The sequence below is a fragment of the Shinella sumterensis genome, from assembly GCF_004514425.2.
In the GTDB taxonomy this organism is placed as follows: Bacteria; Pseudomonadota; Alphaproteobacteria; order Rhizobiales; family Rhizobiaceae; genus Shinella; species Shinella sumterensis.
This window is the reverse complement of the sequence record NZ_MYFN02000010.1, coordinates 41,658-57,298: the sequence shown is the minus strand read 5'-3', so window position 1 is coordinate 57,298 and position 15,641 is coordinate 41,658. Positions and strand designations below refer to the sequence as shown.

Genomic DNA, 15,641 nt, shown 5'->3' with positions numbered 1-15,641 from the left:
AAAATCGCTTGGCTTCACGCCAAGGCTTTTGTATGGGTGCAGTCAGTGGTCCCGTAGCTCAGCAGGATAGAGCACCAGATTCCTAATCTGGGGGTCCCGCGTTCGAATCGCGGCGGGATCACCATTGAAATCAATCGCTTAGGCTGTCCTTTTGCTCGATTCCGTGTTGCATCGTGTTGCAACTGGCTTTCGTTGATTTTCAGCCGTTTGCGCTGACGTGCGGCTACTCGACGCAACACGCCATGCAACATGGCGCGTCTCTGTTCCAGCTGATTTGTGTGGCTTTCCCTGAAAATGCGTGAGGGGTTGGCACGCAACGTGATACCTGCCATGTAATGCTGAGTTGCAGGATTATATGTGCATGACGCGGCCAATTACGCTCTATATGGACGAGACGGGCAACCGTCACCCCGACAAAAAATCGGACGCTTCGCGGTTTGGGCGCGACTGGTTCGGATTTGGTGGAATTCTCGTTCGCGGGGAGGACAACGATCAGGCGCGCGGTCTCGTCGCCGATTTCCTCACGAAATGGAACTTGGGAGAGACTAAGCCGGCACACATCACCGATATGATGGCGGAGCGGAAAAACTTTTCCTGGTTGGGACGCGTCGATCAAGAAGAGCGAGAAAGTTTTTGGGATGACTGGAGGCGTGTGCTTTGTCGAGCGCCTGTTATTGGCTTGGGCTGCATCGTCGATCGTCCCGGCTATGTGGCTCGCGGCTACCTCGAAAAGCACGTTGAAAACCGCTGGCTTTTGTGCCGAAGCGCATTCGACATTACGGTTGAACGGGCCGTGAAGATCGCGAAGCTCGAAGGGAGGAAACTGCACATCGTCTTTGAGCAGGATCCTGGAATTAATGACACCATTGCCGGGTACTTCAAGAACCTTAAGTCCAACGGGCTTGGCTTCGACGCCGGCAACAGCTCGAAGTACGCCCCCCTGACGGTCGAGGATTTTAACGATACTTTAGGCCGAATTCAGCATAAGCCCAAGTTTACCCCGTTGTTGCAGATCGCGGACAGCTACATTTATGCCATGGCCCGGAAAGCATACGACGGGAAGTTCTGGCTTTATCGCTCATTGCGAGATGCGAAGCGCATCGCCGACTTTGCGCTCGACGCTGAACATCTCCCGCATATGGGGGTCAAATATTACTGTTTTGATCCAAAAACGAAAAAGCCGGGCTGAAACCCGGCTCTTAACGCGGCCCCCATACGGTGAACCTGAAAGGCTTGCGCCTCGAATGGAAAAATAGTCATTCGAATCTTACTGTCAAGTTAACGCCAAGAAATATTTTTCCGACTTTTTGCTCCTCGCGTAGCTCCGAAAGAATCTGTTTGCGAGGGAGGCAACCGCTCCGACGTGTAACCCTCAAGGCAATGCTAGCCCCGAACTGCGACCTTGTCGTTAATTCTGATAATTCATGCTTACAGCCTCGATCGCGCCAGCCGAGCGCAAACTGTCGATGGGGATGTCAATTCCCTATGCTAACTCGCGCGAATGATACCGGGACAGAAATCGCAATCTCACCTCGACTCATGCGTGAATTAGTGCTTCATTTCCCGATAAGAGGGAGAGGGAAATGGGGAAGACTGTCACCCGCGGCTTTGCTGTCGCGGCCGTATCATTGTCGTTGGCTGCTTGCTCGACGACCACCAAAGAAATGGACACACAGCCGCAGAAAGTGGGCAAGGCGGCGCTTTGCCGATCCTATGTTCAAAGCCAGGACGAAGGGCTGCGGTACAAAATCCATGTGGAGCTTGCCCGACGTGCAGTTGATCCAGCGTCTTGCTTTCAGATGGTTCAACAGCAGAACCAGGCCGCGGCGGCACTTGTTGCAGTAGCGGTTGTGGGCGGCGCCGTAGCCTACTGTGCGAACCACGATTGCGGTGGCGGCGGTGGCTATCGTCCGTATCGCGGAAACTGTCAGTACGACTGGCAATATGATGCCGCCGGCAACCGCTGTGGACGCCGCAGCGCCTGGTCTCGGCCGGGCGGATACTAAAGGGGGACTGCCATGAGAATGTTTGCTGTTGCGGCGTTTGCAGTCGCGTTTGTCGGCTCGAATGCTCTGGCGTGGGACGGAGTTGACAGCTCCACCGGCGGCGCTGTTGAAATCGAGAAAGGCAACCTCGTCCGTCGTGGCGAGACCATCGAAATCTACGACTCCAGTTCGGGGAGCTATCGAGACGTCGACGTCGAGTCTATCCAGCGTTACGGCAACTCGGTGGAAGTCGAGGTCTACGACAGCGAAAGCGGCGAGTATCGCACGTTTGAAATGGAAGACGATTGAGCGCGATACCCCGCAACGGCATCTGAAAGGGATATTGGACGTTTCCATAGGACACGCAGATCCACCCGGAGATACGGCAGTCTGCCGCAAGGTGTGAAACTTAATGGAAGCAGTGAGCGTGAGTTCATCGCGGCGTTACAGCAGGCAGTGGGGCCGCTGGCGTGCAGCGTAAGGCAAGTGGTAGGCTTCGAATTCATTAAAAGATGAGAGAGCATGACAAAGAAGCGCACGTGGGAAGAGCTCTGGCCTACCAGCCATTCCAAGATCGGACGAAGTGAGCTTCAGGATCTTGATGATGAAGAGTTTCGAGAGCTACGACGGCTTACGTTTCAGCGTGAGGTTCGCCGGACGAAAAATACGAGCCGTGCAAAAAAGATCAGCCGCAAACTCAATCTCAAACGCAGATTTCAACCGCGTGTGCGTTTTTCAAAGGAAGCGTTGAGAGCGCGGTTTCAGCCGTGCGAGATACTGGAAAGTTTCGTGCCAGATAGGAAGTCTAGGTGGCGGAAGCTTCTACAGAGAAAGAAAGGCGGAGAAATCTGCTGTAAGAACTTTTCGTTCATCGATTATCCGAAGGAAACGAGTGAGATCCTCCAAAAGATCGCTTTAGCGGAATGCGAGGCAGTGGCCTATCGGATAAATTTTGACGACCGCTACGTTAGCGATGTAGGTCCATTTCTTCTTCTTGGAGTAATGAGGGAGAAGATGGCGCCGTTGACTTCCGGAGGGCGGCTATCAGCATCTACAGCAAAGGTACTGGAAGCGGCTGGGCTCAACCATTTTCTAAGTATGGCATCCATCGGGAAAAAGGTCCCGAAGCACGATGTGTGGCCCCTCCCGATACGTCAAAGGAGGCGCGCAGGTTCATCGAAGAACAAGAGCCATCTTCAGCCTGCTACTTACGAAATTGCAGCTGATCAAATTGTCGCAAAGGTCCACGATTGGCTAGGCACGCTAGACCCGCCTCAAGGACTCACCCAATTTGGCGCAGGAAAGATCAAGTCTATGATTGGCGAAGTTCTGAACAACGCTGAGCGGCACAGCCGTATTGGAGGCGACGGTGAATGGATTACTGCTGGCTTCATGGCGCGGAGGCTCGTAAAGATAGGCGATAATCCGCGCACACTGCATATCTGCCATCTTAGCCTGCTCAATCCGGGGCGCCCCATCTCAGAAACTATAAAGGAAGCCCCCTCCGAAATTGTCGAGCAAGTAGCAAAATATCAGGCGCTTCATCGAAAATCTGGAGTGAGTGAAGAAACCTTAGCCACCGTGTTCGCATTGCAAGATGGCATATCGCGCGTTCTACAAGGTGAAGGGATGCCATCGGGCGGAACGGGCATGATGGATGTTGTGGAGTTCGCCAATGAGGTTGGGAAGGCGCCAACGAGCGAACTAGGACCAAAGGTAGCGATCATTTCCGGGAAGGCCTACATACGCTTCTCCGGTGATTTCAACCGTGGTATTATGCCTCAGGGTTCGGAGCGGCGATTGCAATGGTTCAATGTTGCAAATGATGTTAAGTATCCGCCGCACCCGGGTCACGTGATGGATCTTCCATATACGTTTCCAGGCACCCTAATCACTCTCAGGTTCGCGTTAGGCGAACAGCTGGGGGAGGAAGATGGTTGAGTTCATGATTGACTTGTCGAAGTTCACGGGCGACCGAAAGGTCAGAAACCTCTCTGGTAAAGAGCGAGGCATGGCGGCCCGCGAGGATCTAAAACTTGATCAATTAGACCTGACCGACGGGCAGGTCGAGGTAATAATCCCCGAATATCTTGACACTATATCTCCGTCCTTTTTTCAGGGACTGTTCTCACAGAGCATTGCTAAACTCCAAGGTCGCGAGGGCTTTCTGAGGAAGTACCAGTTTAGAGCATCGGAGCAGCTAATGCAGTGGGTGAATATAGGCATCCGTAACGCCACATCTGACCGCGGTAAGCTTATTTAGCGATGAAGATATTCGACGTTGAGGTAACGGCGGCGGACATAATCGCCGCCATCGCTTTAACAGCATCGTTCCTTGCTTGGCTCAATACCGGGCGGATTGAGAAACGCATTCGAAAGCAGTCGGATACGCGTGCCGAGTTCGACGCCACGTTGATGGCTCCTTATTCGGCCCGGCTTGATCTTTTGGAACCAATACTGCTTCGTATCGAGGCTATCGGAGCGGCCGCGAGCAATGCCCAAGAGCGCGCAGAGCGGCTTAGCGACTTGCAGAGCCAAGAGCATGGCCCATGGTTCATGTCGTGCGTCACATTTCTAGACGCACATGACCCCAATGTGGTGGACATACTTCAGAGTGAGCTCCACACCTACTGGGACCAGATGTCTGATTTCATAAATGATCTTAGTGCAGAACCTGACGCGGCGCGCGCAGCTGGCATTCGCCGGCGTGCAGGCGCATGGGGAAATCGGTTTCTAAAAACGGCGCGCGGAGAAATGCAGCATCTGCGTTCCGCGCTGTGAGGCGTTGAAGACGCACGAGCACTTTGCGCAGCGGTAAAAGACATTAAAACTACGCCGCCAAGGCCGGCCATTCGATAGGTTCGATCTCAGCAAGAAATTCCTCGACCGACGGCTGCTGGCGCTGGCCGGACTGTACCTTCGCCAGCTCGGGTATCCCTCCGCCGAAGGCCGTCTGCCCTGATTTGCTGATTGGCTTTAAGTCCATGCCTTATGTCATGCGCTACAATCATTTCCCCCATTGAGGTCCTGTCCTGCGATGATCTTGGTCGCCGGCGGGATTGGTCGGACGAAGAGAAGGTTCGGATCGTCGAGGAGAGCCTGCAAGGCTTTCGGCAGGGGTCCGCGACGGCGCGGCGATATGGTTTGTCGCGGTCATTGTTGACCCGTTGGCGTCGGGAGTTCCGTAGTGGCCTTCTGAGCGGTTCGGCTTCAACGGGCTTCGTGCCGCTTTCGATTTCGTCACCGGCGGCGGCATCTTGCGAGAAGGTCTCGCCGCCCCGGCCGGAAGATGACAAAAGGATCGAGATCGGCCTGCCGAACGGTCGACGGTTGATGATCCCGGCGTCGCTTGATCCGATCATTCTCGCCCGGCTGTTGCCGGTTCTGGATGCGTCATGATCGCCTTTCCGGCTGGTGTGAAGGTGTGGATTGCGGGCGGTGTGACGGACATGCGCTGCGGCATGAACAGCCTGGCGCTGAAGGTGCAACAGGGTCTTGGCCGCGATCCTCATGGCGGCGAAGTCTTCTGCTTCCGGGGTCGCAAGGGTGACCTCATCAAGGTTCTGTGGCACGATGGGATCGGCATGTCGCTTTACCTGAAGCGGCTTGAAGCCGGAAAGTTCATCTGGCCGGTCAGTCAAAATGGCTCCACCGTGCCAGTGTCGGCGGCGCAACTCGGCTATCTCCTGGAAGGGATCGACTGGCGCAATCCACGCTGGACGCAGCGGCCTTCTAAGGCAGGCTAATCGACTGCATTCCTCTGTTTTTGTTGGGCTTTCAGCATGGTGCATGGTAGCTTTCGGCCATGGATGATGCTGCTTCGGAGATATCCAGACTGCGTGCCGCGCTAGCGGCATCGGAAGCGCGTGCTGCCTCCGCCGAGGCCGATCTCGCGCAGGTGCGCGCCGTCGTGACGACGTCCGAGGCGATGATCCGACACCTCAAGCTCGAGATCGCCAAAATGCGCCGCGAGCAGTATGGCCAGAGCTCCGAACGCCGCGCCCGGCTGATCGACCAGATGGAATTGCAGCTCGAAGAACTTGAGGCCGACGCCACCGAGGACGAGATCGCGGCGGAACGCGTGGCAGCGAAGATCACGAATGTCTCCGCCTTCGAACGCCGCCGGCCGGCCCGCAAGCCGTTTCCCGCGCACCTGCCGCGCGAGCGCTTGATCATCGAAGCTCCGTCGACCTGCACCTGCTGCGGCTCGGACCGGATCGTGAAGATGGGCGAAGACGTCACCGAGACGCTGGAGGCGATCCCGCGCCAGTGGAAGGTGATCCAGACGGTTCGCGAGAAGTTCACCTGCCGGGATTGCGAGAAGATCAGCCAGTCACCGGCACCTTTCCATGCCACGCCGCGCGGATGGGCGGGGCCGAACCTGCTGGCGACGATCCTGTTCGAGAAGTTTGGCCAGCATCAGCCCTTGAACCGCCAGGCCGAGCGCTATGCCAGGGAAGGCGTCGATCTCAGCCTCTCCACTTTGGCCGATCAGGTAGGGGCTTGCGCGACGGCGCTGCAGCCGATCCATGATCTGATCCGTGCCCATGTTCTGGGAGCCGTTCGCCTGCATGGCGACGATACCACCGTGCCGCTTCTGGCGCGGGGTGCAACGCGGCAGGCAAGATTATGGACTTACGTCCGCGACGACCGCCCCTTCGCGGGCGGCGCGCCTCCCGCGGCGCTCTTCCACTTCTCACCCGATCGCGAGAAGACCCATCCCAACAGGCACCTCGTGGGGTGGCATGGCACTCTCCAAGCCGATGCCTATGGTGGCTACAACGACCTCTACCGTGCGGACCGCGGCCCTGCGCCGGTCAAAAGCGCACTCTGCTGGAGCCATGCCAGGCGCAAGTTCTTCGAACTGGCCGACATCGCCGGCAACGTGCGCAAGGGCAAGCCTGCCCACGAGATATCGCCCGTCGCACTTGAGGCCGTCGCCCGCATTGACGCGCTCTTCGAGATCGAGCGCGGCATAAACGGCATGTCCGTCGAGGAACGTCTCGCGGCGCGGCAGCAGCATGCTCGCCCGCGCGTCGAGGAATTGCATCAATGGCTCATGGCCCAGCGTTCCCAGATGTCCAAGCACAATCCCGTCGCCAAGGCGATCAACTACATGTTCGACAAGGAGGGCCGCTGGGACGCCTTCACCCGCTTCCTCGACGACGGCAGCCTTTGCCTTTCGAACAATGCCGCCGAACGCGCCCTGCGCGGCATTGCTCTGGGAAGAAAGGCATGGCTATTCGCCGGTTCACAGCGCGGAGGCGAACGTGCTGCCTTCATGTATTCCCTGATCGTCTCGGCAAAGATGAACGATATCGATCCGCAGGCCTGGCTGGCGGACGTGCTCGCCCGCATGCCCAGCCTTCCAGTATCAAGGCTGCCGGAACTATTGCCGTGGAACTGGTCCGCCGGAAGCGCCCGGCAGGTGGCGGCCTGATGGCGCGCCCGACGCATGTCTACACGATCGAATAGTCGCCAGAAACTCCGACAACATCGACTACGGCGAGATGATCCATGCCTATGACGGGACCGAGGAAGGCGTCACCACCTTCACGGAACGCGGTGTCGAGAGCTTGAAGGAGTTCCTCGCCGACGTCCGCACCTGGGAGTGCGGCGTCCGGCAATTCCTCGTCGACGAGCAATGTGACCCGGAAGTCATCAAACGCATCATGGCAGACGAGCCGAAATCATAAGCCCCGCGGCCTTCGCCGGATGGATACCGCCAAGCAACGAAGGCGACGGCTTCAGCCGCCCACTGTGGGTTCGTTGACGCGGTGTAGGAGGCCAGGGTCACGCCGTCGCGGAAGAGCTTCTCCTTCGCGGTTGCGTCGACCATGCCTTGGATAGCGTCTTCATAGTCGGCAAGGGTCGGCGGGTCCGGCTCGATCTTCGGCTCTTCGTCGAGCAAACCGCGCTCGGCGGGATCGCCGAGGAAATCAATCTTGACCCTCCTGCCGCCCGCTTCCCACCAGAATTCATTGCGGTGGTCGGCGATATGAGACCATTCATCATCCACGAAAACTATAGCAAACCCTGCGGCGGGCTCCAGCGGCTCGGCCAATGTTGCGAACGCAGGCACCAGAACATTGCCCGGGTCGAGCGGGTCGGCATCCGGTTCCGACGATCCGAGATATTCGCCCGTCGAATGGTGGAAATGGTAGACGTTCATGGCTTACCTCAGAATTTGATGCAGGCGAGAAGGGCGACGTTTCGACCGCGCGTTTCCGCGGCAGTCCGGAGTTGACGCGACAGGTCAATGGAAAGCTGCCCCTGCCGGCGCTGGCCGCCGCCTGCGGTCAGGTTTGCGTCGGCAGAGTTGCCGAACGCGAGAACACCGTCGGTCGTCGCCGTATTATTGAAGAGTGCATTCGTCAGAGTACCCGTTGCATTCTGCACCGCGTCCAGCTGTGAAGAGCCAAAGGTTCGGCCGGTATCGACGCCGCGCCCATCGTCCCACAGACGTTCGAACTCCCCGCGATTGTCTGGAAGCTTGAATGTTCCGTTGCCGTTGTCGGCGAAGACATAGGCCCCGGCCGCCCAATCACCGATTGCCACGACACGGCCGTTGTGTTGCGCCCAGGCCCACAGCGCCGCATAAGTCGTCTTCGACAACGATGCACCGTTGCGCTTTAGGTAACCGGTTCGGGCGGTGGAACGTCCGTCCATGAAGGGCATGCCGATCCCGGATGAGGCATAACCGGTATAGGCGGCACCGTTCGCGTTGAAGACCTGCCAAGTCATGACCGAAGCATAGTCGGCGTGCCAGATCGGACCTACGTCCGACGTCGGAAGCGGTGCACCCTGACCGATGAAGGTAACTTTCACGGCCAACGCGTCAGTGGTGGCCGAGCCATCGGCCTTTCCATCAAGCTCGTCCTTGACCGCAGAAGCCAATTTCGCTCGGGTAACCGCGCCGTCAGCTATTTTGGCCGTCGTCACCGACCCGTCCGCGATCGAACCGGCAGCCGCCGCCAGCGCTACCTGCGCCCAATGGTAGGCGGACTTTCCGACCGGGTTCACACCGTCATTGACATTCTGGTTCTCCGGCGCGCTGGCCCACTGCGCCGCGAAATCGCGGGCTGTCTGCGCAACAGTTCGCGCGGCTTCAGCCTGCTCTTGGGCAAATCGGGCGTCTTCTCGTGCGCCATTGGCTTGTTCGGCCGACGTTGCCGCCGCCTCGGCAGCCTCTGCGGCGGTGCTTTCGCTATCGGCCGCTTCAGCGGCGGATGCAGCTGCGTTCTCTGCCGCCGCTAGCGCACCGGCACCAATCCCGGCGCGCACTTGTGGGGTCAAGCTGTCGATCGTAACGATCTCGTTCTTCAGCTTGCCGTCCGACCGGCGCACGTCATTGATTGCGTTCACGATACCGACGATCGACTGCTTGACGTTCTCCAGCTCGTTGTCGACCTGGATACCGGGCAAGGGCGAGGACGGATTGTCTGCCTGGAAACTGGTGAAGGAGTAGGAGCGATTGTACGGTATCAGCGGAGGCATGAATTGCACCACAGAAACAGCTTCGCGCAGCTCGATCAGGTGTCGAGGTATGAGGCGAAGGAGTTGTTCTTTTGCTTCTGACGAAGCGGTGGTGCAGCTGCTCGATTTCTGCCATTTACCAGCAGATAGATATTACTTCATCGACGCGCATCAGACAAGCACGAGATGCCACATTGAGTTCGTCCGTCGCCGGCTAGCCAGCGGCTGGAGGCCGTGCAGATTTCAGAGCCGGCACATCGACAAGGGCGGAGCGGATGCACTGCTCGTAGTCGGCTTGAGCCGCCGCCTTGGCGCCCTTAAGCGCTCCCGCCGCAGTAAGCGGGTGTCCGCCTCAAAGAGACCAGCAGCCATGGGCATCGGCGAAATACGTGCCCACAATCGACTGAGCGGTCGCGTCTCCGTGCTCTACGTGTTGCCACTCTAACGGCTTCACCTCAACCTCCCGCATCACGCCCTCGGTCTCCGTTCTGCATTTTGCGCCCTCCAAAGAACGTGCCCGCCTGATTGGTCTCGTTGATGTACGGCACACCGGGACCAAACCGCCGTCGGCGCGGCGTCAGAAGCGGTTCACGACGGCCGCTCTCGACGGCGGCGATCTTGCGGTACAATACCACCTTGGCCCGCTGCAATTATCAAGGCTTAGCCTAGTTCGTACGCAGACTGAGTTCCTTCCTTGCTGCTTGGAGATCGATTTTTGCGTTATATCCGTGCTTCTGGAGCAGATGTAGTAGGTGTGGGCCGCTGAAAAGGCTTATCGGTTTTCCCGAGGCGAACTGATGTGCATCGGGACCATAATCCGCGGTCGAGATGAGGATCCCGCGCGACGCCCCCTCATGTTGCATCGTTCCGAAAAGATCGCGAACCGCTGAGACGCCGACCGTCCGCGTGTACCTTTTTGCCTGGATGACGATCTTACCGCCCGTGATGGGGTCGGGGTCGAACGCAACAGCATCCACGCCTCCATCGCTGCTGGACTGGGTGATTTTGACCTCACCGCCCCGTGACGCGAACTCCCTTTCGAAGAGTTCACGAATCAAGTGTTCGAAATCGCTCCAATCCATTGCCGCCAGGTTTGTTGCCGTATCGATGTTCGCAATCACTTCTTTCGCGTCAATGAACCGTTTGTCCTGCTTGTTCATCTCCATAACGGGAGCGATGGGCGCCAGCGCCGCGAGCGACGAAGCGGATACGCCTCTCAGACTCTTGAAACACGCTTTCGGATCTACGCGCGAGAGATCTATAGCCTCGAAATCGGCGCGGCGGACGAGAACTGACATAATGCAGCTACGAGTGTCTTTTCCAGTGGCCCGGTTGACGCTGGTGGAGAAGCCATTGAACAGGATGGCTTCGAGGTTGCCATGCTCGTCGGCTTCAAACAGCTCGTGCAAGGTCCGAAGGCAAATTTGGTAGCAAGCAGAATCAAAGTTTGCCTTCTGCTCCTTTTCCGACAGATGCGTTTCCTTCATCTCGCCGGTGGAAGGGCTGAAACGAACCGTCTTCACCGTGGGCATCGCCTCGATCGATGGGAGTTCGTATTCGATTTGCAAGATTTTGGCTGGTGTCGGCTGGTAATCGAGTTCGTAAGATTTTTCGAACATGCCTCCGTAATCTGAAGCATCAAGAACTAAGTTGGCGTGTTCAATTACCGCCCGCGGGTCGCCAGACCTTACGTCCTGCGCCAACTGATCAATCTGTGTATTCGCAGCAGCTTGCGCCGCCAGGAACTCATCCCTCTTTGCCCTGCACTCTGCCTCAAATTTCTCTTTCGCCTGCCGCCACTCATCAACGCGGGTGTTGTGGGCGATCACTGATTCATTGGTCTGTTTGCGCCAACGCTCCATATCCTCCAAATGGAGAGCGAGAGCTTGCTCTCGCTTTCTGCTTCGGCGGCCGAAAATTGTATCCCAGAAGGACATGGTGGGTTCGAACAGAATAGGTTCCGGTATCGGTTTCCGGCTAGGTTTCGGCACCTGGTAGGCCATTTGCCCCTGGTAGCTAGACCTATCCTTGAGCTTCTCCCAATCAACACGATCGTTCCGGCTCAATGTCCATTCCAAAATTTTGCTGATAGCGGCTAACCGTGAGCCGGCTTCAATCGTCATGGCTTCGCATGCTTCTTTGCTTGCGGCCAGCCGTGACTTTCGGTGGTGCTCGTCTGTCAGCTTGTCCCAACGCTCAAGGAGTTCGCCGACTTTAATTTCCAGAAGATAGATTTCCGGGGCGCTGACTTGCTTGTGAAGGCCCAGTTCCGTGTGCCAGAAATCCATCGAATATCGTAGTATGCGTTGACCGTTCGCGCTCCACTTCGCTTCGATCTCGCCAATCTTTATCGCTTTCAAGTGCCGCGACTTACAGGTAACCTTCACCATTATTCCGCCCTCCACAGACCTGCGACAAAAGCAAATCCTAGGTTGCGCGTCCATAGTCGATAGCAATCAGGGCTTCGATCAAGCGCAGATTTTGTGTTAATTAGCGACACAAAATTCTAAGGACGCACAATCTCAGTGCGTCCATAAAAAACCGCATAGATATCAGCAGGAGGGTAGCTGAGTGTTCAAACTGGCACTGATCGTAACGCTAGGCCTCGGGGTCTACTATCGCTTTCCCGCGCTTGAAGACCTGCTGCTGTTCCTTGCAGCCTTTGCGCTGGTGTACCTTCTCATCAAGGAGTTGGTGCGTGAACAGCTTTCGAGCCGGGCCTGTCCCTTCGAAATCTCGGCCCCTGCCGCGCCTCAAATCATATCACGCGCAGTTTCCGCGCATCGACATCGCCTCGACTGTCCAGTCAGACGGCGTTGAGCCCTTGCCGGTAGCCTTCCCGTGGACAGTAACGCGGCAGACCATGACAGTCGAGCGCGACACGGCAGGTACGGTTCCAACCGCTGAGTTCAAATTGTAGGCCGCAGCTGCAAAGGATGAGTTATTGTAGTAGCCCGGTGCTGGCGTGTACGCGGGCAGGGTCGTGGTGACGATCTGCGGCGCGCTCTCAAATATGAACACGCGCCGATCAGCGGACACCACTTTCCCATCGACCAGCGATAAAGCAGGGTTCATATCCATGAACTCCTGCACGGTGCGTTGCCGTTTGGGCCGCTGCGCATTCTCGGCCGCGGCAACTGCTCCGGTTACGCTTTCGGCCGGTGTCGCCGGGTAGCTCTGACAGCCCGCCAGCGCAAGCGCGCCGGCAATCGTGAATATACCTGAAAGTCGTAATTTCATGAAAGCCCCTCAACCTGCCATTGCCATGATGCTGGCAGTCTGATCAACTTGCAATAGGGCGGGCCTTTGCGCCGCTGAGAGCTTCAGCGGCTTCCTTCGTACTGAGCCGCAGCGGCCGCCGACTTCACGAAGGTGTTGCGGTTCGCGTCGATCGCAGCTTGAAGCGCGTTCGGCGAGACTTGGGTGGCCGCTTTGTTGCCGCCGGCCATAATGATATCGACCAGATCCTGAACGAAGCCGTCTTGCATGCGCTCGGCGCCTTTGCGGGCCACATAGCCGGTTGCCGGGATCGCGACCGCCCCGAGCGGCCCGCCCATCTGATAGCCCGCGCCGCTGGAAAGAGCCCCGCTCACGATGCCAGTCGGGGCGAGCTTGCCGACGAGCCGGAGGGCGTTCTGGTCGGGCGTGCCGACAATCGCCCGCATCAAGGCCTCGTGCTCGTCGGTAGTGAAACCCCTTGTCGCGCTTCTGTTGTTCCGCAGCGCCTTCATGGCCTGGCGCGAAGCGTTTTCGCGGTTCGCCCCTGATCCAGCGGCAGCGGCGTTCAGTTCGCCACGGGCCGCGGCTTCTGTGACCGAGTTGGCCTTCGCCATCCGCGACCAATAATTCCGCGCTGTTGCCAGGGCTTCAGCACCGGCTGTTGCGTTTCCACTCAGGACTTCGCCCGCTTGCGTGTTGCCGACAAGCTCATCGATGCGGTTCACGATCGCCGATACGGCGGCGTTATTGCTCTTATTGCCGGGGATGAAGCCTCCGCCGGCGACTTTGCGGAGCGTGTCGAGCCCCTTCAGTGTGATGTTCTGGCCTCGGAGGTCTTCTAGCCGTCGCAGGACGGCGGCGGCTCCGGGCTGCAATGCGGGCTCAAAGCCAAAGTCCGTAAGCGACTGCATAATCTCAGATTGAAGCCTATTCGTCGCTTGGGGTGTAAAAATCACGCCTGCATTATCGGCAGCGTCATACGCCTGGCGCGCGGCTGTCGAAAGCTCATCGAGCGTCGGGATCTGCGGACGGCGATTGAACACGCCAGCAAGTTTGCGCGCGCCGCCAGCGACCGCTTCGCCAGCAGCATTGCCCGCGCCGCCGAAGATTGCGCCCATCAATGCGCCTTGGCCGATATCCTGATCGTGTCCGGTGGCAGTGAGCGCGCCGTAGCCGGCCCCCTCGATGGCAGCGAGCCCGGAGCGCGTAGCCGCGCCGGTGACGCCGGAGACCGACCCGGCGACGCGCGGCAAGGAAAGGCCGGCGCTTGCCGCAAGAACGGGCGTCGCGATTGCGCCGCCGATTTCTGCCGTAGTGGTCGCGGAGCCGCCGCGCATCGAAGCCTCGTCGCTCTTCTGCCGCTCGGCCTCGGTGCCGGTGCCGTTCGCCCATCCCGCAAGCTTGTCGGCATAGCCGAAGGTCGCGCCATTAGCGGTCGATCGGGCCACATCGTCGGCGGCAACTGCCGCTTTCTGATACCAGGGCATGTTGTCGAATTCAGCGCGGACCTCGTTTTCGGTACGCGGCTGGACGCTTCCCAACACAAACCCTTCGGGGAGCGGTGGTAGGTCCGGCTTTGTTACGAGCTGAAATCCGGTCGGGAGGGGCGGCAGATCGCTCATTGTACGGGCTCCCATGCACCATTGCGCAGAATTAGGCGTTCCCCGGTCTGTGGGTTCGTAGCATAGACAGGCTCGGCAGCATCAACCGCGGTCGTGTTCCGCTCCGTCGGTAATACAGACGCGCTGAGATCGACGCCCGCGCGCTCTGCGTTGATGATGGCATCCGGCGGCAAGCCAAGGCGAATGGCCGCCAGGGCTCGGGAGCGAGATGCTTTCTTCTGCGCGAGCAGTTCCTGGCTGTCGCCGGGCTGGGGGAGATATACGCGACCGTATTCGGTCTGCTCGGCCGTCGTAATCGCCGCGCCAGTATCTTTGCGCAGGATGGCCTGAAGGAACTCCAGCCCAGCCTGCTCGGCTAGCTGATATTCCTTCGACTTGATGAAATTCCCGCCCGCCTTTTCCGTTGCGCTTCCGATCTTTCCGGTGATCTCGGTGAGCGCGTCGCCGTACTGGTCGAGCTTCGGAACCGCGCCGGATGCGCGCGTAAAGTAGACGCTATCCTTCGATTGCCCCTCGGTGAGTGCCTTGCCGCCCTGCTGCACAACGGTGCCGTCCGGCAGCGTAACCGACATGCCGGGCGTTTGCTCTTTCTGAAGCGGCTGCGCACGTTCGCGGACAGCGGCACCAGGCGACAGGTAAACCGGCTTTCCGTCGGCGCCGAGCGCCTGAACGGGCTGGCGCTCGCCCATGATGATGTCGACAAGATCTGTGTCGGTGAGCTTGCCGCTATCGACCAGCCGTTGGTTTTGCGCTGCCTGCCACTCGGTTTCGGATGGCAACTTGGCAATACCTGACGCGGTGCCAACCGCCGGCATATCCAGCAGCTTCATGAATTCTTCCGAAACCTCGGGCCGGGTCTGACCCGGATCAAGCGGATTGAGCAGCGTCGTGATGGTCTTGGTCTGATTGTCGCGGAGATTGTTTCCGCGGCTGACCGAGGCCTCACTGTCCACCTTGTAGCGGGCGTTCACATCAGGAATGCCAAGACGCTGCGTCGTCGCGTCCTCGATCATTCCCCGCTCGGCAAGCGCGCGAGCATTGTCGCGAACGTTGTTTTCAGTCGATGCCTGGTAACCTCGGTCAACGTTGTAGGTGAAGCCGTCCGGGGTCTGGCCATATCCCTGAACGCCGGTCAGCGCCGAGCGCCTCGAGGCGGTCGGGTCGTCGGGGTTGTCGAAGAGCCAAGCGAGCTGGTTCATTTTGGCTCGGCGCTCATCAGCCAGAGCATAGTTCGCGACCTCGGCGCCGCTCGGCGGCTGGAAAAGGCCGGCGAGGTTGGCGGCGGCATTCGCGATTGCCTCGTTATTGTAGAAACCATTGGATCTGATGGACATGGCGA

At 58.6% G+C, this 15,641-nt stretch carries 16 protein-coding genes and 1 tRNA gene; 10 read left to right on the top strand and 7 right to left on the bottom strand.

Features of this window, described 5'->3' with window-relative positions; genetic code table 11:
- Positions 1 to 47 precede the first annotated feature (47 nt).
- The 7 genes from B5M41_RS17885 to B5M41_RS17855 all read left to right on the top strand — a co-directional run bounded on the left by B5M41_RS17885 (position 48) and on the right by B5M41_RS17855 (position 4,766).
- Positions 48 to 124 (top strand) — tRNA-Arg (locus B5M41_RS17885).
- A gap of 237 nt (positions 125 to 361) precedes the next feature.
- Complete coding sequence (locus B5M41_RS17880; protein ID WP_167719089.1) at positions 362 to 1,189, top strand: DUF3800 domain-containing protein; 828 nt, start codon at positions 362 to 364, stop codon at positions 1,187 to 1,189.
- Positions 1,190 to 1,583: 394 nt separating this feature from the next.
- On the top strand, positions 1,584 to 2,006 hold the full coding sequence (locus tag B5M41_RS17875; RefSeq protein ID WP_134649419.1) for a hypothetical protein: 423 nt from the start codon (positions 1,584 to 1,586) through the stop codon (positions 2,004 to 2,006).
- Between the two features lie 12 nt (positions 2,007 to 2,018).
- Entirely contained in the window at positions 2,019 to 2,294 is a 276-nt protein-coding gene (locus B5M41_RS17870; protein WP_134649420.1) for a DUF5334 family protein, read from the top strand.
- Positions 2,295 to 2,507: 213 nt separating this feature from the next.
- On the top strand, positions 2,508 to 3,926 hold the full coding sequence (locus B5M41_RS17865; RefSeq protein WP_134649421.1) for a hypothetical protein: 1,419 nt from the start codon (positions 2,508 to 2,510) through the stop codon (positions 3,924 to 3,926).
- Positions 3,919 to 4,248 carry a tubulin polymerization-promoting family protein gene (locus B5M41_RS17860; RefSeq protein ID WP_134649422.1) on the top strand — a complete coding sequence of 110 codons (330 nt, stop codon included), beginning with the start codon at positions 3,919 to 3,921 and terminating at the stop codon, positions 4,246 to 4,248. The genes B5M41_RS17865 and B5M41_RS17860 overlap by 8 nt, the downstream gene beginning before the upstream one ends.
- A 2-nt stretch (positions 4,249 to 4,250) precedes the next feature.
- The gene (locus tag B5M41_RS17855) at positions 4,251 to 4,766 is read left to right on the top strand and encodes a hypothetical protein (RefSeq protein ID WP_134649423.1); all 516 of its coding nucleotides are present in this window, start codon (positions 4,251 to 4,253) and stop codon (positions 4,764 to 4,766) included.
- 49 nt (positions 4,767 to 4,815) lie between these two features.
- Here B5M41_RS17855 and B5M41_RS17850 read toward each other — a convergent pair whose 3' ends face one another.
- Positions 4,816 to 4,971 carry a hypothetical protein gene (locus tag B5M41_RS17850; protein WP_230640211.1) on the bottom strand — a complete coding sequence of 52 codons (156 nt, stop codon included), beginning with the start codon at positions 4,969 to 4,971 and terminating at the stop codon, positions 4,816 to 4,818.
- Between the two features lie 5 nt (positions 4,972 to 4,976).
- On the opposite strand from B5M41_RS17850, the gene tnpA reads away from it, so the two are divergent.
- The 3 genes from tnpA to tnpC are packed head-to-tail and all read left to right on the top strand — an operon-like array spanning position 4,977 to position 7,425.
- Positions 4,977 to 5,384: an IS66-like element accessory protein TnpA gene (tnpA, locus tag B5M41_RS17845; protein ID WP_081870589.1), complete on the top strand. Its 408-nt coding sequence runs from the start codon at positions 4,977 to 4,979 to the stop codon at positions 5,382 to 5,384.
- Positions 5,381 to 5,731, top strand: a complete 351-nt coding sequence (gene tnpB / locus B5M41_RS17840; protein ID WP_018240900.1) for an IS66 family insertion sequence element accessory protein TnpB — start codon at positions 5,381 to 5,383, stop codon at positions 5,729 to 5,731. Before tnpA ends, tnpB begins: the two co-directional genes overlap by 4 nt.
- Before the next feature lie 59 nt (positions 5,732 to 5,790).
- Positions 5,791 to 7,425, top strand: a complete 1,635-nt coding sequence (gene tnpC, locus B5M41_RS17835; protein ID WP_134649424.1) for an IS66 family transposase — start codon at positions 5,791 to 5,793, stop codon at positions 7,423 to 7,425.
- A gap of 81 nt (positions 7,426 to 7,506) precedes the next feature.
- On the opposite strand, the gene B5M41_RS27155 is transcribed toward tnpC, so the two are convergent.
- The 6 genes from B5M41_RS27155 to B5M41_RS17805 all read right to left on the bottom strand — a co-directional run bounded on the left by B5M41_RS27155 (position 7,507) and on the right by B5M41_RS17805 (position 15,636).
- Positions 7,507 to 8,157 (bottom strand): hypothetical protein, encoded by a 651-nt coding sequence (locus B5M41_RS27155; RefSeq protein ID WP_230640210.1) that lies wholly within the window; start codon positions 8,155 to 8,157, stop codon positions 7,507 to 7,509.
- Between the two features lie 8 nt (positions 8,158 to 8,165).
- Positions 8,166 to 9,482 (bottom strand): phage tail protein, encoded by a 1,317-nt coding sequence (locus B5M41_RS17825; protein ID WP_134651343.1) that lies wholly within the window; start codon positions 9,480 to 9,482, stop codon positions 8,166 to 8,168.
- Between the two features lie 644 nt (positions 9,483 to 10,126).
- Entirely contained in the window at positions 10,127 to 11,851 is a 1,725-nt protein-coding gene (locus B5M41_RS17820; RefSeq protein ID WP_134651345.1) for a restriction endonuclease, read from the bottom strand.
- Between the two features lie 373 nt (positions 11,852 to 12,224).
- Positions 12,225 to 12,701, bottom strand: coding sequence for a hypothetical protein (locus tag B5M41_RS17815; RefSeq protein ID WP_134651347.1), 477 nt, complete (start codon positions 12,699 to 12,701; stop codon positions 12,225 to 12,227).
- An 83-nt stretch (positions 12,702 to 12,784) separates the two neighbouring features.
- On the bottom strand, positions 12,785 to 14,302 hold the full coding sequence (locus B5M41_RS17810; protein ID WP_134651349.1) for a hypothetical protein: 1,518 nt from the start codon (positions 14,300 to 14,302) through the stop codon (positions 12,785 to 12,787).
- On the bottom strand, positions 14,299 to 15,636 hold the full coding sequence (locus tag B5M41_RS17805) for a hypothetical protein (RefSeq protein ID WP_134651351.1): 1,338 nt from the start codon (positions 15,634 to 15,636) through the stop codon (positions 14,299 to 14,301). The genes B5M41_RS17810 and B5M41_RS17805 overlap by 4 nt, the downstream gene beginning before the upstream one ends.
- Positions 15,637 to 15,641 lie beyond the last annotated feature (5 nt).